Source organism: Photobacterium jeanii, assembly GCF_001650345.1.
GTDB classification, from domain to species: domain Bacteria; phylum Pseudomonadota; class Gammaproteobacteria; order Enterobacterales; family Vibrionaceae; genus Photobacterium; species Photobacterium jeanii.
The window spans coordinates 26,187-50,048 of sequence record NZ_LVHF01000029.1 but is presented as its reverse complement, the minus strand read 5'-3'; the positions used below and the strand labels follow the sequence as shown (position 1 = coordinate 50,048).

The window sequence follows — 23,862 nt, the reverse complement described above, 5'->3', positions numbered from 1 at the left end:
GATATTGGTTGGCTTAACTCCTTAGGAGTCTATTGTGAAAAGCTGTCGCCATGAGCGTGAATGCTGTTTGAGTAGAACACTGTGAACGACCAGTGATAACAAGATGATCACGCCGTAAATCAAGCGGGTCCAAAACCCTGCCAATCCTGCGCTGATGATCCCAGCTTCTAAAATACCGATGATACTGGCGCCAAAGAGAGTGCCGATTAATGTACCTCTGCCTCCAAGTACCGAGGTGCCACCAATAAATACCGAAGCGAATACTAGCAACATGTATCCTTGCCCTTGATTGGGCCACCAACTGCTCATTTCGAGGCTGACAAAAACACCGACTAAGGCTGAAATCGCGCCCATTTGCATAAAGAGCAACATACGTGTGCGAGCAACGGGGACGCCCATCATTTTTGCCGCGTTTGGGTTGTCGCCAATGAAGTTGACGTTATCGCCAAATACATGCCAAGCGAGCAAGAGCCAGAGTAAGGCAAGGAGCGCGCCAGCCCATAGGACTTGCGCTGGAATGATCTCGGCAATGCGTCCGACTAACAAACCATGAAGCGCGGTTTCACGCACCTCTGGAATGCTGAGTGCAATACCATCGGCTAAGACCGTGGTTAAGCCGCCAAGGAAGAATTGAGTACCAATAGTGGCGATGATGGAAGGAATGCGAAACACCACCACCAAACAACCATTCAAAACGCCGCATGCAATACCAGCTAATAGCGCTGCAACCAAAGCGATTATTGGCGATTGCGTTGCTTTGAACATCGCAGCAAACACATACCCGCCTAGTGCAACCACGGAGGGGAAACTCATGTCGATTTCACGGGCAATGATTAATAGTGTCAGGGCAAAAGCCAACATTGCAGTGAAAGGAATGGTTGACATGAACGAGGTGTAAATCCGCAAATGAAGGAAAGTTTGCGGACTGAGATAGGCAAAAATCGCCCATAAACCGATTAAGATAATCGCGGTTAAGGTTGGAATGCGGTGACGGGATAAAAACGACATCATTATGCGCCTCTCCCAACTGCATCGAGCAGTGCTTTATGAAGCGCGTCTTGAGTCATATCTGATTTGTGGTATTCCGCGACAATGTGTCCGCGATCCATGACGACGAAGCGATCAGCAACGCGGAAAGCATCATTCATGTTATGGGTAATTAATAAGCAAGCACGTTGCTGTTCTTTGAGCGTTTCGATGAATCGTAAAACTTTGTCGACTTCGCCAAGAGAAAGGGCGGTAGTGGGTTCATCTAAAATGACAACGCTAGCATCAAATAACATCGCGCGACCAATAGCAAGCCCTTGGCGTTCGCCACCGGAAAGTAAATTGACGGGAGTATCTATGTCAGCACCGACACCACGTAAATCAAGTTTGCGAAGTAGCGCAGCCGCTTGGCGGCGTTCTTCTTTTTGATCGATAAAGCCCAGTTTGTTTCTAAGGTGCCTACCCAAAAACAAATTGCGCCAAACGCTCTGTTGCTCCCCTAAAGAGCCAGATTGATAGACGGTTTCAATGCCTAGTTGACGAGCGCGTTTTACTCCATAGTTTGGGATATCAAGGCGATGACCGTTAATGCGCACCTGTCCTTGCTCTATGGTTTCCACGCCACTGATTAATTTGATTAGGGTTGATTTGCCAGCACCGTTATCGCCGAGCAAGGCACAAACCTCGCCACGACGAAGGGAGAACTCGATATTTTTTAACGCATGAACAGGGCCAAACCACTTGTTCAGCCCTGTAATTTCTAACACATTGTTGCTCATTAACGCACGCCTTTGGCAGCCAATGGCGCAATGAAATCAATGTTGCCTGCGTTGACAAAGCCAGCACCAGTATTGATGTCTAGACCTGAGAAGCCATAGCGTTTGCTTAGTACAACTTGAACCACAGAGAGGTAACCCATTAGGTAAGGTTGGCTGTCCGCAACTAGCTGAACATAACCCGTTTTAATGGCATCTGATGTTGCTGGTGAAAGGCTAAAACCCGCGACAAATAGCTCATTTGGACGAACACCTGCATTACGAAGAAAGTTACCCATTTGAGAGGTCAGTGCGCCGTGATCCACCATGATGAGTTTTACGTCTGGGGTGCGAGCAAGGTAAGCAGAAAGCACGCTAGTACCAAGTGATGGGTCTTTATCGACTTCTGGTGAGATTTGAATGAAATCGACGTTTAAGCCTGCTTTTTCAAGGGTTGAAATTAAGCCGCGAGTTGAATCACTTCGTTCTGCGATATCTTTAATACCCCAAACCATAGCGCGATCACCCGCTTTGAATTTGCCTTCGCGAAGTGCTTGGTTTGCTAATTGAATACCGCGTTCGGCATTGCTTACGCCAACATAACCAAAACCGTTTGCTTGCTGGGCAGCCATGGTTTCAGGTAACGCAGTATCAACAGCTGTGACTTGAATGCCTTTGGTATAGGCTTCGTCAATGAGTGGCTTGTATGCGCTGTCTCCAGGGTGGCCCATCACTACTATTCCTGTAGGCTTAGCTGCAATAGCCTGTTTGAAGTTTTCTACCATTTTCTGTGGTTGCCAATCAGAGTAGATCACACGTAAATCAACGCCAAGATCTTCTGCTGCTTGTACTGCACCGTTCTGTACTACGGTAGCGTATGGGCCGCCAACCGGGCCACCCACATCAAACCAAATTGACATATCTTTGCCTGAAGGCGCTGCGTTAGCACTCAGAGAGGCACCAGCCAGTAGTGCGGCTGTAGCTAATGTTGTGCACGGTTTTTGTACATGTGAGCAGAGGAATGTTCTGATCTTATTCATTGGAATGATACTCCGATATGGTATATACACTAATTGCGCATAATAATCCTACTTATTGATGACTAGATCAAAATAAAACACTAAAAAATAAGATATCGAATCATTACGATTGTGAGAAATATGACAGTATTCGCAGAACCTATAAGTTCGAAATACTTAACTGAGGAGAGCTTGGTAACGAGCTTGTTAATTACTGTTAATGCTTTGAGTTTCACCCCCTTATTGAAGAGGGTGGCATAAAGGAGGGGGAGGCTACGTCTCAGAGCTAAATCGTTTTCGCATCTGAGAAATTTCATTTTCATCAATACCGAGTGAAGTTAAAAAACGCTGGTGGGCATCAGGCTCCATTTTCTCAAACTGAATGTGCCAGTTAGTCATGTCATCTTCACTCATTCCTGATGCAGCCATCATTTCAACCCAACGTTCTTTGGAAATGATACTAGGTTGAGCTTCGTGATTTTGATTGAGCATAACGAAGATGGCTTTTTGCTGTTTTCTGAGCTTTTGGATTTCGTTTTCTAACGCGTTAAATTGTCTGCGTAAAATATGCTCTTGTTCCTGCTCATTGGCTGTTTCTAACAGTGGCGCAATATCACTGACCGGAACGCCAAAGGAGCGATAAGAAAGAATGCTTTTAAGGCGTTCGACTTCTCGATGACTATACGTACGATAACCGCTCTCTGTTCTAGATGCCGGTTCTAATAATCCTGCTCGTTCGTAATATAGTACTGTGGTACGAGAGACATCACACTGTCGAGCGAGTTGAGTGATGGTGAACATAGCTTGTTTACTCCGAGACTTTGCTTGGTGATTTTTCATTGCTTTGACTTTCGTTATATTGCGTTTTCCAATTTTGGTAAAGCAGTGGTAGTGCAGCACTTAAAATCAATACACCAGTGCCCGTTATCGCAATCAGGTTTGGAGTTTCTGCAAAAATAAGAAAGCCCAAGATAAGAGAATAAATAATGCTGACATACTGAACATTAGCAATGATATTTGCCTGACCATACTTGTAAGCCGTCACCCCAACCCATTGTCCAACAGACGAAAGCAAGCCAACCAGTATTAATAAGCTTAGCTCTTGCCAAGTTGGCCAATGCCAGTGATTCAAGCTAGGGATAAAGGCAATCAATCCGATAAAGACAGCTTGATAAGTAAGTAATGTAATTTGTGGCTCTGTTTGTGCCACTTTTCGCACGCAGATAACAGCCACTGCAGCGCCTATTGCGGCAATCACCCCTGTAATTACATAGGTAAAGCTGGCTGCGTAAAAACTTGGCTGAACGATTAATATTACCCCGACAAAGCCGACAGCAATGGTAAACCAGCGTGATGGGCTGACAGTTTCTGCAAGAAAACTACGCGAGATAAGTGCAACAAATAATACTTGCAAGAAACCCAGCGCCTGAGCGTCGGCAAAGGGAAGCTGACTAACGGTAACAAACCCCAAATACAAGGCGGTGAACGCACCTATGATCCGCATGGTGTGGAGTTTTATTTGTTTAGGCTTAACCAAAATATCAAGGTTACGTGCGATTGCGGGCATGAGCACTGCGATGAAAATCAACTGCCTAAAAAATAGAATTTGGAATGTATCTATCGTATCGCTCAGCATGCGCACTATCATGCCTACCACCACAAACAACGCAGTGGATACCAAGGCGAGTAAAACACCTTTTGTGGTATTGGGAATGTTGGCCAGCAAATGGTTAAGTTGGCATTGAGTATTTTGCTTGATGGAATTGAAAGAGCAACTAAACATGGAGATCTACATTTTGTGTTAAGGCTCATTATCATGAACCCGACACTTGTAGACAGGTCAACACAAGTTCGACTGAGTTAAAAGAACAAACCACCTTGAGAGCAAACCACCTTGGGAGCAAGGTGGTTTGATTTAGCGAGTTTGCGATAGGCGCTACATAACTCTAGCGATAAAAATTATGACCCGTTTCGTCGGTGAGGTGATTCAAAATGGCATCGCTGATTTTGTCATGCTTATTGGCATCGATAATGTTTTCACCAAAGCAGCGTTTGTAGACTGGTAAGCTGTTGTGATGGTCGAGTTCTTCATCATCGTCGTCATCACCTTTCGCTTTTTCTCTATGGCTAAATTTGACGAACAGAAGATGAACGTTATGCGATTCGCCTTTACTGTTATGGCTCAATGCGCGTTTGATATTCTTGCAAAGACCAGCTTTTTCAAGCTTATCGAACATATCGTTATTTTCTAGCCCGTCAGATAAAACAACAATTACACGTTCCTTATTGGTAGCACCGTAGAATTGAGAAGGGGCAGCGAGTAAACCTTGATACATATCAGTGCCGCCATCTTCTTCCATTTCTTCTATTTTATCGAGGAAATGCTTGTTGAGATCTTTTGTTGAATAGTATTTACGGCGATCTAGGACATAGTGTTCAGGAACATTATCATCGTCTTCCCATTCTGCGCAGTGCCTTTCAAAATCGATACCGTCATCATCATCGTCGTCAAAGAGACCATCTTGAAGATGATCGTAAGGAATAATGCTTGAGAATAGTGGCAGTTTGGAAAGGTTGATTTCCTTGGCTGTTCGTTTGATATCAATATGATTATTCCATTGTGGAGAATTGGTCATATCGGTTGGGTTGTAATCTATACGTAAGTTGTTTTTATACCGAAATGGCATCTTACTGCACTCGTGACCAATGATGTAATCCTCATCTTCATCGCAATCATCATCGTTATCTTTAAGATCAAAATGGCTCTTGCTATCACTGTCTTCAAATGGGCAAAGCCAGAAAAGATAACGCTCCGCAACGCTAATTTGTTCTTTTGTAAAACAATAGTCGTTATAGATGTGAGTTCGCTCTTTCCTGCCATACGCTTCGGTGTCTGATGTTTTACATTTATGATCCTTTTTATGCATGGTAAGAACTAACTTAGGAAAAGCTGGAGATTTTCTGACTGATTCAAAAACTGAGCCCTGAGGAGAAAGGAGGGGGGAGACGCAATAAAAACGAAGCTTGCCTTTGGCGTCGGTTCTTTGGATAACAATACGTTTAGTAAAAGGAATAAACGCAAAACTAGATTCAGGGTTGTTTTTATGAAGAGCTGTTGTCACATCTGTAACTATTTTCTTTAGAAGATCGATTTTATCATCGTCATCTTCTTTACCATTTGGTTGATAACCTTTTTGGTCGTTATCCATACTCTCAGAAAAATCAGCGACAAAAACGATATCGATCGGAGCTCCCTGTATTCGTCCAGCAGCGCCAGTGTTGGCTACTTTTACTTCTTTATCAAATGCAGGCCAGTTGGTGAATTTAAACCAAGATTCATGTGTAGATACAGCTTCAATATCATAACGATAGTAAGCAAATTTGGTTGGTGAGTTGTTGCTTATACCGTAGTGGTTTTCTTTTATTTTGCGTGAAGTGCTAATTTCCATTTTCTGTGCGTCAGTAACAAGATGACCTAGCCACTGTTTTGCTAGGTGATTGGCCTTAGCTTGATTGAAATCGGCTTTGGTAATGTCGGCTTCGGCAACCGCAATAGATGCCGCTTCCATCGCATCACCTAAGCGTGCTTTTTTGCCTATATAGCGGCTACCTTCTATGGCTAAAACGCCCATAGACATAATGGCACCAATAATAAAAATGAAATAGATGGCTGCCGCGCCTTGTTGCTTCGCTATCATTTTATCTACCTATGAATGTGGAGTGGGCGGTGATCACACGATCCTTCTTCTTGGGCTCGTTCCCCATGACACGCTCGAACCAAGCTGGAACGCGCTGGCAAATCGTCACTTGATAGATAGGTGCAGAGGAACCACTCCTCTCACGCTTAACATCTAACGTGTTATTAGAGAGTGGTTTTGGAGAAACACAGTTTAATTGAGGCGCTAAAGCAACAGAGGGGGAGGTATAGTTACTATTGACCCTAGATTCAATCACAATTGAGACATTGTCTTCTGTTGTATTTAATAGCCTTGCCCCAACAGTACGTAGCTGCTGAGCTTGCCCGGATGTGATTATATATTTGGCTTGTTTAGAACTTGATTTATTGTAAAAAAGCGATCGCTCTTTTAGAAGCGAGACGAGAGAGTGTGCAGCCCGTTCTAATTGGCTTTTGCGTATTTGCTGAAAACCCAAATCGAAGCAAAAATAGAGACAAGCTGTCATACCCATTAATACAAAGACCATCTCAATTGAAAATACGCCTTTTTGTTTATATCTTCGCACTTTGTTTTCTCTCAAATTCATCAATAACGAGAACATGGCGTTTAATTTGACTATCGCTAAACGACCATTTAAAAAATATTGGCTGGTATTTATAAGTTACTTGATATAGTGAAACGGAGTTTTTATTCCATCCCGAACTTGGTCTATTAGCGGCAAGTGCGTATAGGTTTTTGTAGTGCTGAGCAGTAATCGTCATTTCATTGCGTGCAGTAAATACTTGCCATAGTTTGCCGCCGTTGTTATTGATGAAAGTATGAAACCAAATCGCAAATTGGTCGCCAGAAAAGGACTGTATGGTTTTACACTTTTGCTTTTCATTCTCAGATACATCGGTGTCGCAGTTTTTACCTTTATACTTAATAAAGTCATCACTTTTATTAAGTTGAACTCTAGTGTCACGGGCGGCCTCTGCAGCTGTATAATCAAGAACGGAGCATATATAGGTTAACCGGCATGCTTCAAAAATCAGCATGGTAAACATAAATAGCACAATAAAGCCAAGGGCAAACTCGATAGCAAATACACCGCCTTGCTTGTTTAACCTTCTGATAATCATGTCAATTTTCTTGTTGTGAAACTTTTGTGACAGCTTAGAGTTTATTCGTTGAACGTTCAACTCCGATCAGTTGCTCGCAATGAAATAATATATTTATCATTAATACTTTGCTGAATAAAAGAAAGGTTGGTAGCACGTTATAATTATTTAAACTTTACATGTGGAGCATGATACCTAGTGGCTCTATGCTACGTGGGAATTAAGTGGGCTAATATTAAGTTACAAATTTAAAAGCGCACTATTAATTACATCGTTAAGCATGATTTAGAATTTAATAAATACTATAGAAAAGATGTGTTTCTTTTTACTAAGATTTAAATCGCAAAGGTGACCATTGAATCTATCTATTGAGCGCTATTGAACGTGTGAATACTATTAGTTACTCCTACAGTGCATCAAAAATGAGAAAACTGGAAATTTACACCTCTAACATTTAGCTTATCAGCTTTAATTGTATTGATTGTTGAGGAAGTAACATTGCAATTGTTGGTGGTGATATTTCTTAATAAGTAGATAGGTACAGATAATAAAGGAGAGCAGTGATGAAAAATCTAGGATGGGCGAGTGTTATTTTGCTGGCGATAAGTCTGTTTTCGTTTTCAGCACAAGCGGCAACAGCAGATAAAGGATTGAAAGCTGAAATCAAACAATGTGAGACTAAGTATAAATCTGACAAAAATAAGAAAACAGACTGTATAAAGAAAGCCGAAAAAGCGGCTAAAAAGAAAGCACAAACAGCGAGTAGTAAGTCGAGTAAAGACAAGGCAACAGCAAAAGCAGATAAATCCAAGCCTGAGAAGGCTGCATCGAGTAAATCAGCAACCAAAAAAGCACTTAAACCAGTGAATGTGAATACCGCTTCTGCTGCGCAGTTAGCTGAATCATTACCGGGTGTTGGTGAAAAGAAAGCGAAAGCGATTGTTGATTACCGTAAGAAACATGGAAAATTTAAGTCAGCGAAAGATTTAGAATCAGTACCAGGCCTTGGTGAGAAGAGTGTTTCAGGTATGAAGAAGTATCTGAAGTTTTAAGAGTCTTATTTATAATTAATATCATAATAAAGCCGCTTAAAATAAAGCGGCTTTATAATATTCAGCAATGTATTAGTCCTAGATTAGAACTTGTATTTCATACCAATGTTGAATGCAGAAGCTTGGAAATTTAATTTTTTAAAGTAAAGGTCATATTCTTTAGACTCACCAAGACCTGTGTATTCAGCTGTGATAGCAAGTTCAGGCATTACGTTGAACTCTGCACCGATCGCGTAGCTTAGACCGCCGATATCAGTTTTTTCTGTCGCTTTAAAACCTTCGTTGCTAAGAGCATCTTTTGCTTCGAAGCTTGATTCATAATTCATGTTGGAGTAACCAACTTTTGCGTATAGACCAAACATGTCGTGTACTGGTAATTTACCTACAGCATAGATACCGTAAGACATACCTTGCTTATTTCCTGTTTTGCCTTTTAGGTGAAGGTTTTGCTGTTCTGTAGCCTTGATAACACCTGTATCGAAAGACTCAGAGTTGCTACCCATGCCTAGGCCAAGGTTACCTTCAACAGCGAAGAACTCGTTGAAATCATAACCCGCGACAAGGTTTAGAGTCTTTGTGTCGTTTTTGAATACTTCGTTTAGCTCAGACGTTGTAATTTTGTTGAACTGGTAGTTAGCACCAAGGTACATACCTTCGTTTGCTTGAGCTGTTGTTGCTGAAAGAGCTAGGGCTACTGCTGCTACAGAAAGAACCTTTTTCATTGTCTTACCTTTTGAATGTTTGATGTTAGGTTTTGCGTCGAATTATATGGTCATGTTTTCGATTGTCAAAATAAAAAATGTCGTTTTTTAGTTTCTTATTGAGCTCTTTGTAAGAAATAAAAATTATGAATGAATATTGTTTTTTATTTTTATGTGAGCTGTTGCAACTTGGCTGTAGATGGGTTTTTAGCGTTTTTTCAGGGAGCGGTGGATGAGTGTGATTCACTCTTTAAAAAGAAAAAGACCTAAAGATAAAGCGAAAAAAATTTAGCATTAATAATATTTATATTATTACTGTTCTAAAGGGTTTTCAGAATCTTTATTTGGTTTTAGTTTGATAATTAACTTCTTGGCTAAGTGTGGGATGAGTTTGTAGAAAGGAAGGCGTTTAAAGTGACCGCGTAGATAGAGAGTGCTGGTAGACTTAAAGTGCCCTGAGTGGTTGTGCGGAGGGTACATGGAAGTAAATACGTAATAGAAAGCGGGATTAGTAAATGCCCAGATCAGAGCATTAGGCTTAAATGCTTGATAGAACTGATTTACTTTATCGGGAACATCGCTTTCAAAAAGCCACTGAGAAAAGTGGAGTGCGTAAAAAGTACTGCTAGCATTTCCGAGTTGCTGCTGAAGCTCTATTAGTTGTGACCAGAAATGATCGTCTTTGCCAAATTGCTTGATGAGTAAATGGATATCAAAGAGATCGCGAATACCTTTGTGATATTCGCTTTCATAGAACAGATGGATTGCACTGTGGATCAGAAGTGCGGCAGGGGAGAGACTCGCTGCATGGCTTCCATCATTGAGTGATTGTGCCTGCTCTAGTAATAATTCGGCCTTTGGTGCGCTATTGAGCTTCTTCGGCAGAATATTGAAGTGGACATCAAGCTCTGTTTGACGTTCAAAATGGCGAAGTGGTGGAATTTCTTGTGACCATTCACGATAAAACTGCTCGTCATAATCTGTGAGCTTCTTATGGGTCCAACCGTGTTCGTTAAGCGCAGCTTCTACTCTCGGTAATTCTTGCTCATCGACAAGAATATCAATGTCATTCATTAGTCGACCGAAAAAACACGGTAGTTCCAGCATTTGATAGGCAGCACCTTTAAGGTACACCCAGCGGCATCCTAAGTGATGCAGTGCACTATGAATGGCTTGATGCTCGATTTCTAGTTGTCGGCGTTGATTTTTAAATGAATGTTCAGCTGAGCAGATATGCTGTTTTACTCTTAGGGGCAGTTGGTACCAAATCCCGGCATCTTCACAAACGAATTTCAGCTGTGCCAGCATATTAAAGTAGCGGGCTTCTGCAATTAGTTGTGATTGGCTGCGAGGTGAGGCGTGGATCAATTTCTCAGGAGAAGTCAGTACATCCACTAACATCAACGGCCGTTCTTTTTTTTCTGTTTGTGTCGCTTGTTCCGCTGTCTTGGTTGATTTGTGGTTGGTTACCTTTTGTGTTGATGTTGGCGGATTTGGCATTTAAGTACTCCTCAATCACAGACTCACAAGCTTCAAACTGTCCGTATTCGATAAAAACGGCATCAGCTTGATTAACCAACTGACTTGCGGTCGAGAAGCCATCTTGGTTCAGTAAGCCAAAGTTAAAGCTGTTCTGAATGACTTCAGTTAGTGCGACACTTTTTGATACGGGCTCGGCATAGCAGACCTCGTCCGCTTGGTAATTCACGAAAATAAGTAGCTGAGGTATTGCTGTTAATGGTGAGCTCTTATCATTTTTATATTGGCCCTGATTCAATGGTTTAACCAAACTTATTTGCCCTTTGTGGGTATCTTTTATGATGCGGCTGAAAGAGTCTGTAGGGTAGTAGCCTCGCATAATATCAACAGATTGGTTTTTTAAGTTTATTGGACGCCCAAGTCCATGTAACTCAAGCGTATTGGGATCGACTAAAGCAAGCTCATCTGAAAGGAGTCGCCAGCCATTGGCGGCGAGGTAGGCACAGAGGGTGCTTTTCCCTGAACCAGATGGCGCTGAAATGATAATACCTTGACCATCTTTTTCTAATGTAGCGGCATGAATTATTAGGTACTGGTGAGCGTAACTTGCGATAACCCAGTTCATTCCCCATTCAAGCATTGCGTTAGCCTGCTCAAGTGGAAGTGGTTTAAAGGGTTCGTGATGATTAAAGTGAAAAGTGGCTTGTTGTTTGAACCAGCGCCTTAAGCCTTTGCCGTGATTGAGCTCAAGGTTAAAGTCGATAAATGTGTTTGGGGTCTCATCGCGTAATTGGTCGCCATAATGGCTTTCAATATAAGTTTGCACATCTTTAATTGAAGTGCTTACGGCTAACGTAAAGGGGCCTGTTTGAATGAGATATTTACGTTTAAAGGAGAAATTCAACATGTGATCTCTCCGAAAGTACAGATTGAGATTGGTGTTGCTGCAGGATCTTCATATTTAATAATTGCTGAACGATGATCTGCTCTTCATGTGTGAAATCAGGTTGTAAGCCACTGGCGTTAGATGTGTCTTGATTGAATGATGCAGTTTGCGATTGACCGTTAAGATGGGTTTCTAGTCGTTGAATGAATGCCAATGCGGATAACTCGCACAAGAGGGTTTCAGAAGTTGCAGGGCTAAAAATAACCCCGTTCTGATTATCAGAAAAGGTGCATGCCTTCGTATTGAAACGAGGGTGAAAGTTGAGCTGTGCGCTCTTAGGGACTGTCTCTGCCATAGCATTCCTTTGCTATATGCCGCACTCATACTTCTGTATGGCGGTGTGGAAAGTATTAAGGAAATAACACTGGGTTAATTCCTTAATACCTGAGCATCAATGTCGATGAAGGTTTACGTCCATCGCGCTAAATCTCGTACTAATCTGGTAAACGGTTGATGAATGGTAGCCTGTTGGTTGTTAGGCTTTTTCCCTTTATTGAGCTCATCCATGATCAGATTAGCAACGTCCATCATGGTTTGAACGACAGACGTATTGATTTGTTCTGGGTAGTAACTGTAGCTAATTAAACCTGGTGTGAAGTAGCTATTTAGGTAAGCCGCGACAACGGTTTGGTGGAAGTGGCGAGGCTCAAGCGTGATCACAAAGTCATCACCCATGTTCTTGTTCTTTTGAGACGTTGGCTTGAATGCAATGGTGATCTTGTATTTTTTATTGAGACCACCTTTTAAAGTGTGCTTGAACTTAGGGTTACTGCTTTTACGAAAAGACACCTTGAACATCCAGCCTTTTGTCGGCGAATAGCGCCATTGGTTAAAAGGGCGCAGGAATTTACCATTGAATGCAGAGTTACCACTAACACCACCACTTTGAAGTGATTGTCGTAATGGATATTGCGGTGAATCACGTCGGCTGTTTAAAATCTTTTTCCACTCGCGCGGAGCAAGTGGCTCAGAAATACAGTTTTGTGGATTCGAAGCATTACCAGAGAGCATAATACTGCAATTTTGACCGCCTAAACCGCTACCCCAAGCAGTAGGGCTTTTTAGTGATAAAAGCACCGGTGAAACCGCAGCAGATGAACGCAAAAAGCGGCGGCGCGAGAAACGTGACTCCGCTTGCTCGTTCTTAGCCTGCTCTCCATGCGGGTTACTATGTTGCGCATATTTGTCTTGCATATTGTCACTTTGTGCCACGTTATCTCTATGTGCAGTTTTACTACTGCTCAGCGATTGATGCTCATTGTCCATAACATCCCCCAATCAGCCGCCAGCGAAGGCAGGTTTGTTCCCCTAAATGAATGTGTTGTCCTAATTTTTCGCTTTTTGCATCACTCTTACTGCAGTTAACTTAATTATTCGCTGTAAGAATTTTGCTTGCGGATAGTGCTGATGTGGTTTTTTTAATATCACAACCGCAAATAGATACCTTAAGTAAAGACGAGGTTTTCGTATTCGACAAGCTTGTAACAAGGCTAATTTATCCTTTTGTTACTTCTCGATTGTGTATTTCTCCATCAATGAATAAAGGGTTGGGCGAGTAATGCCTAGTAAGTTGGCTGTATTCGACATGTTGCCGTCACTCATAGACAGAGCTCGGCTTACTGCGGCGCGTTCTGCCTCTTCGCGTACTTGACGTAAATTGAGGGCAATTTTCTCTTGGTCTAGATTAAACAGTGCTAAGTCCATTTCTGTGATTAATTTGCTATCAGCCATGATTACCGCAGACTTCACTTTGTTTTGCAGTTCACGAATATTGCCCGGCCAGTGGTGTGTCATAAGGGCATCAATGGCTTCATCAGAAAAGCCGGTCAAATTGCGTTGGGTTTGTTGGTTTGCCATATGAAGGAAGTAGCGAGCGAGCAGTAGTACATCTTCGCCGCGATCTCTTAATGGTGGAATATTGATTGTGATTTCACTAATGCGGTAGAAAAGATCCTCCCGGAATGTCTTATCTTCCACCATGCCTTGTAGATTTTGGTGTGTCGCACAAATAATTTTCACATCGACAGGGATCTCTTGGCGCCCCCCGACACGTTCAATCACTTTTTCTTGAAGAAAGCGTAAGATTTTCGCTTGCAAAGGATAGGGCATGTCACCGATTTCATCTAAGAAAAGGGTACCGCCATCGGCGCATTCAATTTTTCCTTTGGTGGTTTTATGAGCGCCAGTAAATGCGCCCTTTTCAAAGCCAAAGAGTTCACTCTCTAGAAGCGTTTCTGGAATAGAGGCACAGTTGATGGCGATGAAAGGTTGATCGTGTCTTGGTCCTTTGTCGTGTATCGCCCTGGCGAGCACTTCTTTACCTGTACCGCTTTCACCAAGTAAAAGTGTGGTTATCTCAGTTGGCGCGATACGTTCGACCATACGGCACACTTGCTGAATTTGTGGGCTAGTACCAATGAAGCCGTTTGCATCTAGCGACGTTTGTTTCAGGGCGAGGTTTTCAGCTTCTAGTTGCGCAATGACAAAAGCACGTTGGACGATAACATTAATAATCTCATCATCAATAGGCTTTTGATAAAAATCGTGTGCACCTAATTCGATGGCTTTTAACGCGTTATCTTTGTCATTATTACCTGTGATAACAATGACTTTTGTTTGAGGGCACAGTGAGAGAATTTCTTTCAGCGTCGCTAAACCTTCTGAAGCGTTCGCTTCATCGGGTGGTAAGCCTAAATCCAAGGTAACAACTTTGGGTTCATGACGACGAAGCGCTGTAATGGCACTCTTGCGGTCGCCAGCAGTAACGACGTCGTAATCAGAAAAACACCATTTAAGTTGTTTTTGAATACCTAAATCGTCTTCAATGACAAGTAGTGATTCCATGCGCCATCCTCTTAAATGTTGGTGATACCAAGGCTCTTTAATGTAAAAATATTGAGCTTATTAATATTTTCTTATCTGCAAATAAGTGCCATTGGTATAGAAAAGTATATACCTACAAATTTACACTGTGCTGTTTTCGCTAATCGTTTGTGGTGCTTTTTCTGTTTGCTGTCGCAGTGCAATTTGCGGAAGAAATAGCTGAAAATCTGAACCTTTACCTAGCTCAGAGTGCACTTCTATAAATCCGCCTAGTTCTTCAACTAACTGCTTAGCATCGTAGGCGCCAATTCCCATCCCCGCGTTACCTTTGGTGGTATCAAAAGGTTTAAATAAGCGGTTCTCAATGAACTCCTGACTCATACCTGAACCTGTATCTTTAATACTTATCACTAAGTATTGATTTTGATTTGTGGAGTGGGACATTTGCGCCGTTACGGAGACGCCAATCTTGCCATCGTTTGGCGTGGCATCTTGCGCATTTTGAATGAGATGGCCAAGAATGTTGCTAAATCTTTCTTGATCGGCGGAGATCTTAAACAGGCTTTTGTCTGTATTTCTATCTGCTTGCGGTAACTTCAGTTCTGGCTTAGGTAGGAAGACTGAGCGACGTTCGCAGGCTGAAGCGAGAGTCGCGATAACATCAAAGTGTTGCTGTTGCTGTGAGTCCACTCGCTTGTTGTTAAGCTGGTCGAGAACTTTGTTTAAACGATTGGCCGCTGAATCGACAGTCTCGAAAGCATCATCAATAAACTCAGGATTTTGTTTATGCTTGATGGCGTTTTTATTGATGAGTTGTAACTGGGCGACCACATTTTTTAAGTCATGAACCAAAAAAGCTGACATACGATTGAAGGTGTCGAATTGACGACTTTCTGCTAGTTTCTGGTTGGTGTGATATACGTTTAAGTACACGGACAACTGCATACTAATAGCCCGCATTAGATCGCGATCTTCCCAGTTTAACTTGTCGGTTGACGTTGGGCGCGATAGCAAATACACACCTTTGACGCCAGTGGCACAAGTAAGCGGGACAACATAATAAAACGGATGCTCGGTGGGCAAAGTGAGTGTCTGGGTTTCAAAAGGTGTTTTTTCGCTACTGTGATTGAGCAAAGGAATATCAATGATCCATTGGTAATCAATAGCGTGGTTTGCGAGCTGCTCAAGAATTTGTTGAGATTCTTCGGCCACATCTTCAGTTTGATAATGCGCTTTAATTTTAAATTTGTTGCCATCTTTGATTGCGAGTAATGCCTTTTCGCAACCGAAAGGACTGACCATGGCGGTGAGCGCGTTATCGTAGGGAGTGTGGTCTTGGTTATCGAGCACTTCAGCGACTTTCATCCATTCGACACGGTATTCATATTTATTGGCGAAAAAATGCTTAGTAATGAATACTTTAATGTTATTGCGAAATGATTCTGATAAGAATAGGCTCGCGAACACCACACCGCTTAATGCGAAAAAAAGCCCTTGGGCTAGTGTTCCCCAAGTCTCGCCTTGTAACTTTAAGTAATAACCCGCCACCGCCATGACTAACAAGTAGCCTCCAGCGGCAAGTAAGAGAGTGCTGTGGTAGATCACCTCTCGTGAAACGTAAACACGGCTTCCCCAGTTGGTAACGCGTCGTGCTGTGAGCAAGATCAATGGAATAGCCAATACCGCAACCCAACCTCGGCCCAGCCAAAAGCCTCGTTCGATAGAGTTGGTGAGTAGGGCATCAGAGTAGAGGGCAAAGTGGTAGGCAAAAAATACCCCTAATCCCAAGCATAACGGTTTTATCGCCCATGTTTCGCTACGGTGAGTGCGGCGGAAAAGTTGCTCTGTTGCCCATAATCCGATGATGGCCTGGGTAAGAAATAGGATTAAGAAGGTTTTGAGGCTAAGAATTGGTGTAAATAGCCGCGTAGCTGCTAGCCCAGCAATGATAATAAAGGTGAGCACAAGCCCTTTTTGTAATGGTGAGGCAAGGGCTGATATTAAGCGTTGCTGGTTAGATAAGCTGGCACTGAGTAATAGAAATAGACAAAGGTTAAGCAGTGATTCGGCAACCAACACACTAGCAATGCTGCTTTTTGTTGTGAGCTGGAAGTAGGAAACAACGCTCCATACCGCGCCAATGGCGCAAATACTGTAAAGCAGCTTCTTTTGAAGGCTGTATTTTTTTGTGGTGAGTAGAAGCAGCGCCAAGAAGATGAAACCGCAGCCTGCGACAATAAAGCCAAGTTGCCCAACTAAAATGTTCACAATATGCATCCTTGCCATTGATCATTAGTCTAATCATAGACAAGCATGGCTATTAGCCAATAACGGATGTTTACTTAGAAGTGATGGACGCGCTTTAACATTGAGTGGGGAATAAGTGCGAGAGCTTTAGTGATTAAGAGGTCATTAAGAGTCGCTAAGGTTGTTTTGCTCACATAACCAATTAACGTCTTCAGCAGAAAATAGGTTAAGAAGACTGTTAAGCACTGAATTGCAATCAAGAGGGAAAATATTAGCAACTAATAGAATAACAGGGACGCTATTGAGTGCGAGTATGAGTAATAATTTAATCATCCGTCCCCCTATCTATAAGGTCGTTGAGTTGTTTAGTGGCACTTATTCCATGTTTATCCCACTCCTGTGTTCACATCCGTTGTTTTCTCATTAAAGTGTAATGATTGAGTGTGAGTCTGCTGACTTATAGTTAAGAATGGTGATAAAAACACCAATTGATGTTGCAGCCAGCACAGGGATCGATGCTGCAAATTTAACGCCATTATTTTAGGTGATAAAATTCAAAGGCTTGCTTAGTGTGGCGAAGGTGAAGTGTGTTTACTGTTGTTGATCTGTAAAAGATCCCGACAAAAAAACACCACCAAGATAGGCTTGGTGGTGAGCAAACAAAGGCAGTGGTGTTGTACGTTTAAACTTGACGGAATATCCAGAGTTCATTCAGATGACAGCGCATGACTAACCAACTGAGTGGAGTGGGTGTTAGATTACTTGTAGACGGTCAACTTCGATTTCAGGTGTATTGCCGCCTTCGTATTCACCGTATAGACGAAGTTTAGTGTCTGCGTTAATGGCTTGAGGCATATGAATATCATCATCTAACTCAACTTGAATCTCTTTAGTGCCGTCACTGAAAATGTAGGTATCAGCATTGATTTGGCGTAGTAGTACACCTTCGACAACGGCTTTACGCTCAGTGAACATGCTGGTGTTTTCCAATAATTCAGCCACTGTTACTGTGTCTACTGGGCCTGTGTAATTAATGATTGCGTTGTCTTTATGTTCATCTGCTAGCGCAATGGTTGGAGCGAGTACAAGAGCGGCACCGATAGCGATAACTGTGTTTGTTAGGGTACGTTTAGTAGTCATAGTATGTTCTCCTTCTGTTGATGGTTGTATTAAACAACACTCAAACTGAATTAATGATGAGGTCGATATTCATAATTCGTTCATTTTGGATTTTTTTGGCTGTCAGTACCCAATTCATCGTTAAATCAATACAATATGGCACTAAGAACTCGCGGAAAATTTGATATTGAGAAAAGCATGCAGCAATCAAAGGAAGCACAAAGGACGGAGCTAGTATTAGGTGGCGCTCGCTCAGGTAAAAGCCGCTATGCTGAGGCACAAGCGGTGGCGAGTGGGCAAACCGTCATTTACATTGCGACCGCAGGCGCGGGTGACGATGAGATGTCCCAACGTATTGCTCAGCATAAAGCGCAGCGACCATCACAATGGCAAACCATTGAAGAACCACTTGATTTAGCTGGCGTTATCCGTACTCATAGTGCGCCACATACTTGTTTGCTGGTGGATTGTTTAACGCTGTGGCTCAGTAACTGTTTATTTGATGACAGCAACACAGTGCTTTGGGCTAAGCGAAAAGCGGATCTTCTGGCTGCTTTACGCGATGTTGAAGGCAAGGTCATCATGGTCAGCAACGAAGTTGGGCAGGGGATTGTGCCGTTAGGCGAAGTGTCGCGCCGTTTTGTTGATGAAAGCGGCTGGCTGCATCAAGAGATTGCGGCGATTGCGGATAAAGTCGTGTTCGTTGTTGCTGGGTTACCACAAGTATTGAAAGGCGCGAATAACTGAAAAGGAGTTTGAGTATGTCGCAACTTACCCAAATTGATATCTTGCGTCACGGCTTGCCTGAAGGTGACGGTCATTTTCGTGGTGTCACGGACTTTGCTATTACAGAGCAAGGTTTGGCACAAATGGCGACCGCAATTGCTGATATTACAGAACTTGAGGCTGTTGTGAGTTCCCCGCTTCAACGTTGCAGTCAATTTGCTCGCCAGTACGCGCAAGAAAAAGCATTACCAATGACACTGCAAAAAGAGTGGCAAGAATTAGATTTCGGTGATTGGGATGGTCATTCCCAACAACAGATTTGGCAGCAATATTCAAAAGAACTCGAGAGTTACTGGCAAGATCCGTGGTCGCATACACCACACAAAGGTGAAACATTAGTAGATTTTGATCAGCGTATAAAAGGCGCGTGGCAGAGTTTGCTTGCACAACACCACGGTAAGAAAATTTTGGTAGTGACACATGCGGGAGTCATGAGGCAGTTATTGCGTCAATTGTTGGAAATGCCGCAGACCGCGGGCTTTTTACAACGCTTACATTTGCCTTATGCCTCACGCTTAAGAGTGACAGTTTATCACGACGACAACGGCCAAGACTGGCCGCAAGTGCAATTGCCGATCAGCCAAGATTTTGAACAGAAATAATGATTAACCTAGCTAAGACGAGTATTAACAACATGTCGCTATGGGTAAATAAGGAACAAGATGCAACCAACAATTAAAGCACTGATGGTGCAAGGTACCACGTCTGATGCGGGGAAGAGTATTCTTACTGCAGGATTATGTCGAGTACTGGCACGCCAAGGGATCAAAGTCGCGCCGTTTAAATCGCAAAACATGGCGCTAAACAGTGCTGTGACGAAAGATGGCGGTGAGATTGGTCGTGCTCAAGCGGTACAAGCACAAGCAGCCAACATTGAACCCACAGTGCACATGAACCCTGTGTTGCTGAAACCCAATACTGACATTGGTGCACAAGTGATCGTACAAGGTAAAGCCATTACTGATATGGACGCCATTGGCTATCACGGCTACAAAAAGGTGGTGATGGGCTCTGTTATGGAATCTTTTGGGCTGCTTCAAGATGAATACGAAACCATCATTGTAGAAGGTGCCGGTAGTCCTGCTGAAATTAACTTACGCCAGAACGATATTGCGAATATGGGATTTGCTGAAGAAGCAGATATTCCTGTGATCATCGTGGCTGATATCGATCGTGGTGGCGTGTTTGCCCACTTGTATGGCACCTTGGCACTGCTTTCTGAATCGGAACAAGCGCGAGTAAAAGGATTTGTGATCAACCGTTTTCGTGGCGATGTAAAGTTGTTGGAATCAGGTTTAGATTGGTTGGAAGAAAAAACGGGCAAGCCAGTGCTGGGTGTCTTACCTTATCTTCATGGGTTGATGCTCGAAGCTGAAGATGCCATCAATAGCCAGCAGGTTGAAGCGGCTGAGCAACAACTTAATGTCGTAGTACCAGTACTTACACGAGTGAGTAATCATACGGACTTTGATCCGCTGCGTATGCATCCGCAAGTTAATCTTCAATTTGTCGGCAAAGATCAGCCATTTCCTCCTGCTGATTTGATTATTATCCCAGGTACTAAGAGTGTGCGTAGCGATCTCACATATTTATGTGAACAAGGTTGGGATAAACAAATTGCTCGTCACCTTCGTCTTGGTGGCAAAGTGATGGGGATTTGTGGTGGTTACCAGATGTTGGGTGAACATATCGCCGATCCTGATGGCATTGAAGGCCCTGCAGGTGAAAGTGAGGGGCTAGGGTACTTGGCAACAAGTACTGTGCTCGCTAAGCAAAAGCAGCTTAAGCAAACCACAGGAAGTTTGACCCTGCCAGAACAAGAAACCGTCCCTGTTCGTGGTTATGAAATTCACGCAGGCGTGACTTCGGGTGTTAGTGCTGATGCACCGGTGCAATTACAAGATGGTCCAGATGGTCAATTGGGGCTAGATAACCAAGTGTTTGGTACTTACTTGCACGGGATTTTTGAACAACAACAAGCTTGCGATGCCATTCTGACTTGGGCGGGTTTAGAAGCGACACAAACCCCTGATTTTGATCTGATTCGAGAGCAAGGAATCGATCGCGTGGCAGATACGCTAGAGCAGTACATGGACTTAGCCAAGCTTTGGCCGCAGTGGGCAGAGAAGTTTACAGCGGAGAAAAGTACGGATTATTAAGGTAAGAGAAAAATGTAAAAAAGGATGGTTCAAATCATGAACCATCCTTTAGTGCGATGGGCTAGCGAGCTCTTAGTGGTAGAGGTTTAAGAGAGCGCCAACATCGCTATAACTAACTAAGCGTATGGATATGTTACGGCTTACATTTTCTTACAGTAAGCAGCAATGATAACCATGTTAGTACCAGCAGCTTTACCTGTGATGTGTAGTGGGTTGTCTGTTAGACGAATACCACGTACCGCAGTACCTTGCTTAACAACTAGGCTTGAACCTTTAACTGGTAGATCTTTGATGATTGTTACGTTGTCACCAGCTTGTAGTGCGGTACCGTTAACATCAACAGTTTGGATTGATTCTAGCTCTTCTAGTGCGATGCCTTTTTCAGCCCACTCGATCATGTCTTCTTCCATGTACATCATGTCTTTAAGATCTTGTGCCCAAGACTCAGATGCAGATAGACGGTTAAGCATGCGGTAAGCCATGATTTGAACTGCAGGAGTTTGGCTCCACATGCTGTCGTTTAGACAACGCCAGTGGTTTGCTTCTACAGTGTCTGCGTCTTCGATTTGTCCACGACAAGTATCACAAACCATTACACAGCAACCAGCAGTCTGATCCGGAGATGCAGGAACTTCATACACGCTTAGGTTGTTGTCAGAAGAACAAAGCTCACATTTAGACTCGCTGCGCTCTTTTAGAATATTTTCAATAGTCATTAGAAATTGTCCGTAGATTTTGTGTGGGCGTATTATGCCAGCATTTTCCATTATTAAAAGGCAAATGGGCATATATCACACAATTATATTGTTGTGATATACGGTTTAGTAAAACACAAATGGTGCGAAAGTAAAAAAACGCGACCATTTTTTCCGTTTAGTATAAAGAAACGGTAAACTGTGACGATAAAGAGTAACAACACAACAAATACGTTCATGAATAAGAACGGAAGGACCATGATGAAAAAAGCAGTAGCACTTTTAAGCCTTTTGGCACTTTTTGGCTGTACGGAAGAAGAATTGAAAGATACCTTGCAAGGAAAAACTAAAGTATTTGCGGTAGAGAGCGTTCAAGTTCAAGGCTTAGGTAGTCTTGGCGATGGCACTCACTCGGTGAATGAGGGCGAAATTGCCAAAATTATTCCCCAAGGTTTTCCTAACGGAACACGTGCAGACTTGGACAATGTAGGGGTTGGTGTTCACAGCACGACTTGCGGAAAAATCGATACTACAACGCCTGTATGCTTTGATGACAAAAAAGAAGAATGTACACCTAAAGAGCTGAAACAGCTGAATTTGAAAGTGTATAAGATCGATATCACTGATATTAAAACGGCTTATAACGCTAAGTTTTTCCCAACTTTAGCTACCGAGCTTGGTATCGAAGGCTTGAATCAAATTGATATTCAAGAAGTTGCTTGTAATTAATTTTATTTAGTAATAGTACCTTGATTGATGCAAAACCGTACGGCTTTACCGTGCGGTTTTTTATTGGATGGAGTTAACGTTATCAGTGTTAAGTTATGTGAGTTGCGGAGCAAGCTATTAACTCACTCGCATAGCGAGCAATATTGCTGTGGTTAATAAATAAGCGTGTGTTTATATCTCCTGATAGTACAAGGATGTCCGTCAGGTTTATTATGTCTAGAAACAAACACTTATTAGAATTACAGCATCACGAATTTTTACCGTATTGTTCATTTACGCTTAAACCTTTGCTTCTAAGCATTGGATTAGCAACCGCAACTTTTTCTCCTGCTATTAACGCCAAAGTACAAAATACACCGCAAGGTGATGATTCACATCAGGTTGTACCACGCATTATTGATGGTGATAGAACAACGGTAGAGCAACATCCTTGGATGGCATCGCTACGTTTAAGTGTGATGAATGAAGTGCCACTATGTGGTGCCACGATCATCGATTCTCACTGGGCTTTAACGGCCGCACACTGCGTGGTTATGCCGGGTGAAGATCCGAGTCAGGAATCGGGGTACTTTGTTCTGAAACCTTATCAAATCAGTGTAACGGCGGGGATCACGACTTTATCTACTGCACCCATCGATAGCTTTCATGCTGTGACTCACGTTGTGGTTCACCCCAAATACACACGATTAGCTAAAGTTGAAAAGAAAGTCGGCTCCAATGGCAGTGTTGTGACTGATGTAAAAGCGCTAGCTTTGGATAGTGATATTGCTTTGCTTAGGGTGTCGCGTCCGTTTCCTGATCACTTAACCCGTATCAAGCTAACAGATAGTCAAACCGCGGGTGAAATTGTTGATACCTTAGAGCAGCAGTGGGCTGAAGGGCAAAAGCAAGGGGAACGTCCTAGCAATCTTCGTGTTACAGGGTGGGGGGCAACTGCTATTGATGGTAGCAGTGATAGCGCGGCAGATGAGTTACAAACCGCGAAAGTCTCATACTTGCCAATGGCGGATTGTTATGAGCGCATGGAAGGTGGTGATACATCACCATCCATTGTCGAAAGTCCATTTAACCTGAGTAAGGTTTGTTCTTTACCCTTTAAGATAACAAACCAAAACATCAACAGTGATATTCCACCTTACGGTCCAGATGTGTGTAAAGGTGATAGTGGCGGACCGTTGACCTATGAAGACAATTCAGGAAATATTACCCAGCTAGGTATTATGAGTGGCGTATCTGGTGGATCACCCTTATGTGGTTCAATCAATCAACCTGCTTTTTATACTCGTATTGGCACTTATTACGACTGGATTCAATCTTATCTAGGCACAGTGCCGGATCTAGCGGTCATTGAACCTGATTTCATTAAAAACAAAAATAAAAATCCGAATGTTGATCCTCGTTGTGATCCAAATGTAGATACTGGTGCTATCTCACCGAACAACTGTAACTTTATTGAACACGATGGTGGTTCGGTGAATTTTTACTTAATGGGCCTTCTTAGTTTACTGGCGTTTTGGCGACGTAGAATCGAGTGATATCTGCCGGAATAGTGATTACTTTCGGCTGGACAGACTAAAAATAATGAAAC

At 42.8% G+C, this 23,862-nt stretch carries 24 protein-coding genes; 6 read left to right on the top strand and 18 right to left on the bottom strand.

The annotated features are described in order from the left end of the window. Positions 1-21: 21 nt before the first annotated feature. The 8 genes from A3K86_RS15090 to A3K86_RS15055 all read right to left on the bottom strand — a co-directional run bounded on the left by A3K86_RS15090 (position 22) and on the right by A3K86_RS15055 (position 7,559). Positions 22-1,011 (bottom strand): ABC transporter permease, encoded by a 990-nt coding sequence (locus A3K86_RS15090; protein ID WP_068332826.1) that lies wholly within the window; start codon positions 1,009-1,011, stop codon positions 22-24. Beyond that, positions 1,011-1,766 (bottom strand): ATP-binding cassette domain-containing protein, encoded by a 756-nt coding sequence (locus A3K86_RS15085; protein ID WP_068332819.1) that lies wholly within the window; start codon positions 1,764-1,766, stop codon positions 1,011-1,013. Before A3K86_RS15085 ends, A3K86_RS15090 begins: the two co-directional genes overlap by 1 nt. Beyond that, positions 1,766-2,782: a sugar ABC transporter substrate-binding protein gene (locus A3K86_RS15080; RefSeq protein WP_068332817.1), complete on the bottom strand. Its 1,017-nt coding sequence runs from the start codon at positions 2,780-2,782 to the stop codon at positions 1,766-1,768. The genes A3K86_RS15085 and A3K86_RS15080 overlap by 1 nt, the downstream gene beginning before the upstream one ends. A 252-nt stretch (positions 2,783-3,034) precedes the next feature. Next, positions 3,035-3,562 carry a MerR family transcriptional regulator gene (locus A3K86_RS15075; protein ID WP_068332802.1) on the bottom strand — a complete coding sequence of 176 codons (528 nt, stop codon included), beginning with the start codon at positions 3,560-3,562 and terminating at the stop codon, positions 3,035-3,037. Between the two features lie 7 nt (positions 3,563-3,569). Continuing rightward, the gene (locus A3K86_RS15070; protein ID WP_084406636.1) at positions 3,570-4,544 is read right to left on the bottom strand and encodes a DMT family transporter; all 975 of its coding nucleotides are present in this window, start codon (positions 4,542-4,544) and stop codon (positions 3,570-3,572) included. A gap of 163 nt (positions 4,545-4,707) precedes the next feature. Further along, the gene (locus tag A3K86_RS15065) at positions 4,708-6,459 is read right to left on the bottom strand and encodes a pilus assembly protein (RefSeq protein WP_068332800.1); all 1,752 of its coding nucleotides are present in this window, start codon (positions 6,457-6,459) and stop codon (positions 4,708-4,710) included. 1 nt (position 6,460) lies between these two features. After that, entirely contained in the window at positions 6,461-7,003 is a 543-nt protein-coding gene (tadF, locus tag A3K86_RS15060) for a tight adherence pilus pseudopilin TadF (RefSeq protein WP_068332797.1), read from the bottom strand. Continuing rightward, positions 6,990-7,559, bottom strand: coding sequence for a TadE/TadG family type IV pilus assembly protein (locus tag A3K86_RS15055; RefSeq protein ID WP_068332795.1), 570 nt, complete (start codon positions 7,557-7,559; stop codon positions 6,990-6,992). Before A3K86_RS15055 ends, tadF begins: the two co-directional genes overlap by 14 nt. Positions 7,560-8,101: 542 nt before the next feature. Here A3K86_RS15055 and A3K86_RS15050 point away from each other — a divergent pair. Further along, entirely contained in the window at positions 8,102-8,590 is a 489-nt protein-coding gene (locus A3K86_RS15050; protein ID WP_068332793.1) for a ComEA family DNA-binding protein, read from the top strand. 83 nt (positions 8,591-8,673) lie between these two features. On the opposite strand, the gene A3K86_RS15045 is transcribed toward A3K86_RS15050, so the two are convergent. The 9 genes from A3K86_RS15045 to A3K86_RS15010 all read right to left on the bottom strand — a co-directional run bounded on the left by A3K86_RS15045 (position 8,674) and on the right by A3K86_RS15010 (position 17,926). Beyond that, entirely contained in the window at positions 8,674-9,312 is a 639-nt protein-coding gene (locus tag A3K86_RS15045; protein WP_068332791.1) for a porin family protein, read from the bottom strand. A 291-nt stretch (positions 9,313-9,603) separates the two neighbouring features. Next, positions 9,604-10,599 carry a nucleotidyltransferase domain-containing protein gene (locus A3K86_RS15040; protein WP_232322018.1) on the bottom strand — a complete coding sequence of 332 codons (996 nt, stop codon included), beginning with the start codon at positions 10,597-10,599 and terminating at the stop codon, positions 9,604-9,606. 64 nt (positions 10,600-10,663) lie between these two features. Further along, positions 10,664-11,677, bottom strand: a complete 1,014-nt coding sequence (locus A3K86_RS23005; protein WP_068332785.1) for an HprK-related kinase A — start codon at positions 11,675-11,677, stop codon at positions 10,664-10,666. Then, complete coding sequence (locus A3K86_RS15030) at positions 11,658-12,011, bottom strand: hypothetical protein (RefSeq protein WP_068332777.1); 354 nt, start codon at positions 12,009-12,011, stop codon at positions 11,658-11,660. Before A3K86_RS15030 ends, A3K86_RS23005 begins: the two co-directional genes overlap by 20 nt. Before the next feature lie 113 nt (positions 12,012-12,124). Further along, positions 12,125-12,982, bottom strand: coding sequence for a hypothetical protein (locus A3K86_RS15025; protein WP_068332774.1), 858 nt, complete (start codon positions 12,980-12,982; stop codon positions 12,125-12,127). Between the two features lie 240 nt (positions 12,983-13,222). Beyond that, entirely contained in the window at positions 13,223-14,560 is a 1,338-nt protein-coding gene (prsR, locus tag A3K86_RS15020) for a PEP-CTERM-box response regulator transcription factor (RefSeq protein WP_068332772.1), read from the bottom strand. A gap of 120 nt (positions 14,561-14,680) precedes the next feature. After that, positions 14,681-16,807, bottom strand: coding sequence for an XrtA/PEP-CTERM system histidine kinase PrsK (gene prsK / locus A3K86_RS15015; protein ID WP_068332766.1), 2,127 nt, complete (start codon positions 16,805-16,807; stop codon positions 14,681-14,683). Positions 16,808-16,951: 144 nt separating this feature from the next. Then, complete coding sequence (locus A3K86_RS22685; RefSeq protein WP_157599467.1) at positions 16,952-17,119, bottom strand: hypothetical protein; 168 nt, start codon at positions 17,117-17,119, stop codon at positions 16,952-16,954. A gap of 420 nt (positions 17,120-17,539) precedes the next feature. After that, the gene (locus tag A3K86_RS15010; protein WP_068332765.1) at positions 17,540-17,926 is read right to left on the bottom strand and encodes a YgiW/YdeI family stress tolerance OB fold protein; all 387 of its coding nucleotides are present in this window, start codon (positions 17,924-17,926) and stop codon (positions 17,540-17,542) included. A gap of 177 nt (positions 17,927-18,103) precedes the next feature. Between A3K86_RS15010 and cobU the strand changes: the two genes are divergently transcribed. Genes cobU through A3K86_RS14995 form a run of 3 tightly spaced genes read left to right on the top strand, consistent with a single transcriptional unit; the run spans position 18,104 to position 20,850 of the window. Then, complete coding sequence (cobU, locus tag A3K86_RS15005) at positions 18,104-18,652, top strand: bifunctional adenosylcobinamide kinase/adenosylcobinamide-phosphate guanylyltransferase (protein WP_068332745.1); 549 nt, start codon at positions 18,104-18,106, stop codon at positions 18,650-18,652. A gap of 14 nt (positions 18,653-18,666) precedes the next feature. Then, on the top strand, positions 18,667-19,293 hold the full coding sequence (locus tag A3K86_RS15000) for a histidine phosphatase family protein (RefSeq protein WP_068332738.1): 627 nt from the start codon (positions 18,667-18,669) through the stop codon (positions 19,291-19,293). A 60-nt stretch (positions 19,294-19,353) separates the two neighbouring features. Next, the gene (locus A3K86_RS14995; protein ID WP_068332736.1) at positions 19,354-20,850 is read left to right on the top strand and encodes a cobyric acid synthase; all 1,497 of its coding nucleotides are present in this window, start codon (positions 19,354-19,356) and stop codon (positions 20,848-20,850) included. A 140-nt stretch (positions 20,851-20,990) separates the two neighbouring features. Here A3K86_RS14995 and A3K86_RS14990 read toward each other — a convergent pair whose 3' ends face one another. Then, on the bottom strand, positions 20,991-21,566 hold the full coding sequence (locus tag A3K86_RS14990; protein WP_068332734.1) for a PhnA domain-containing protein: 576 nt from the start codon (positions 21,564-21,566) through the stop codon (positions 20,991-20,993). Between the two features lie 237 nt (positions 21,567-21,803). Here A3K86_RS14990 and A3K86_RS14985 point away from each other — a divergent pair, with 237 nt between their 5' ends. Further along, positions 21,804-22,274: a hypothetical protein gene (locus tag A3K86_RS14985; RefSeq protein WP_232322009.1), complete on the top strand. Its 471-nt coding sequence runs from the start codon at positions 21,804-21,806 to the stop codon at positions 22,272-22,274. Positions 22,275-22,486: 212 nt separating this feature from the next. Next, on the top strand, positions 22,487-23,809 hold the full coding sequence (locus A3K86_RS14980) for a S1 family peptidase (RefSeq protein ID WP_068332729.1): 1,323 nt from the start codon (positions 22,487-22,489) through the stop codon (positions 23,807-23,809). Positions 23,810-23,862: the final 53 nt, after the last annotated feature.

Excerpts from the sequence above, each read along its gene's own strand:
- A3K86_RS15090 (WP_068332826.1), bottom strand. The coding sequence starts at position 1,011 with ATGATGTCGTTTTTATCCCGTCACCGCATTCCAACCTTAACCGCGATT.
- A3K86_RS15085 (WP_068332819.1), bottom strand. The coding sequence starts at position 1,766 with ATGAGCAACAATGTGTTAGAAATTACAGGGCTGAACAAGTGGTTTGGC.
- A3K86_RS15080 (WP_068332817.1), bottom strand. The coding sequence starts at position 2,782 with ATGAATAAGATCAGAACATTCCTCTGCTCACATGTACAAAAACCGTGC.
- A3K86_RS15075 (WP_068332802.1), bottom strand. The coding sequence starts at position 3,562 with ATGTTCACCATCACTCAACTCGCTCGACAGTGTGATGTCTCTCGTACC.
- A3K86_RS15070 (WP_084406636.1), bottom strand. The coding sequence starts at position 4,544 with ATGTTTAGTTGCTCTTTCAATTCCATCAAGCAAAATACTCAATGCCAA.
- A3K86_RS15065 (WP_068332800.1), bottom strand. The coding sequence starts at position 6,459 with ATGATAGCGAAGCAACAAGGCGCGGCAGCCATCTATTTCATTTTTATT.
- A3K86_RS15055 (WP_068332795.1), bottom strand. The coding sequence starts at position 7,559 with ATGATTATCAGAAGGTTAAACAAGCAAGGCGGTGTATTTGCTATCGAG.
- A3K86_RS15050 (WP_068332793.1), top strand. The coding sequence starts at position 8,102 with ATGAAAAATCTAGGATGGGCGAGTGTTATTTTGCTGGCGATAAGTCTG.
- A3K86_RS15045 (WP_068332791.1), bottom strand. The coding sequence starts at position 9,312 with ATGAAAAAGGTTCTTTCTGTAGCAGCAGTAGCCCTAGCTCTTTCAGCA.
- A3K86_RS15040 (WP_232322018.1), bottom strand. The coding sequence starts at position 10,599 with ATGCTGGCACAGCTGAAATTCGTTTGTGAAGATGCCGGGATTTGGTAC.
- A3K86_RS23005 (WP_068332785.1), bottom strand. The coding sequence starts at position 11,677 with ATGTTGAATTTCTCCTTTAAACGTAAATATCTCATTCAAACAGGCCCC.
- A3K86_RS15030 (WP_068332777.1), bottom strand. The coding sequence starts at position 12,011 with ATGGCAGAGACAGTCCCTAAGAGCGCACAGCTCAACTTTCACCCTCGT.
- A3K86_RS15025 (WP_068332774.1), bottom strand. The coding sequence starts at position 12,982 with ATGGACAATGAGCATCAATCGCTGAGCAGTAGTAAAACTGCACATAGA.
- prsR (WP_068332772.1), bottom strand. The coding sequence starts at position 14,560 with ATGGAATCACTACTTGTCATTGAAGACGATTTAGGTATTCAAAAACAA.
- A3K86_RS22685 (WP_157599467.1), bottom strand. The coding sequence starts at position 17,119 with ATGATTAAATTATTACTCATACTCGCACTCAATAGCGTCCCTGTTATT.
- A3K86_RS15010 (WP_068332765.1), bottom strand. The coding sequence starts at position 17,926 with ATGACTACTAAACGTACCCTAACAAACACAGTTATCGCTATCGGTGCC.
- cobU (WP_068332745.1), top strand. The coding sequence starts at position 18,104 with ATGCAGCAATCAAAGGAAGCACAAAGGACGGAGCTAGTATTAGGTGGC.
- A3K86_RS15000 (WP_068332738.1), top strand. The coding sequence starts at position 18,667 with ATGTCGCAACTTACCCAAATTGATATCTTGCGTCACGGCTTGCCTGAA.
- A3K86_RS14995 (WP_068332736.1), top strand. The coding sequence starts at position 19,354 with ATGCAACCAACAATTAAAGCACTGATGGTGCAAGGTACCACGTCTGAT.
- A3K86_RS14990 (WP_068332734.1), bottom strand. The coding sequence starts at position 21,566 with ATGACTATTGAAAATATTCTAAAAGAGCGCAGCGAGTCTAAATGTGAG.
- A3K86_RS14985 (WP_232322009.1), top strand. The coding sequence starts at position 21,804 with ATGATGAAAAAAGCAGTAGCACTTTTAAGCCTTTTGGCACTTTTTGGC.
- A3K86_RS14980 (WP_068332729.1), top strand. The coding sequence starts at position 22,487 with ATGTCTAGAAACAAACACTTATTAGAATTACAGCATCACGAATTTTTA.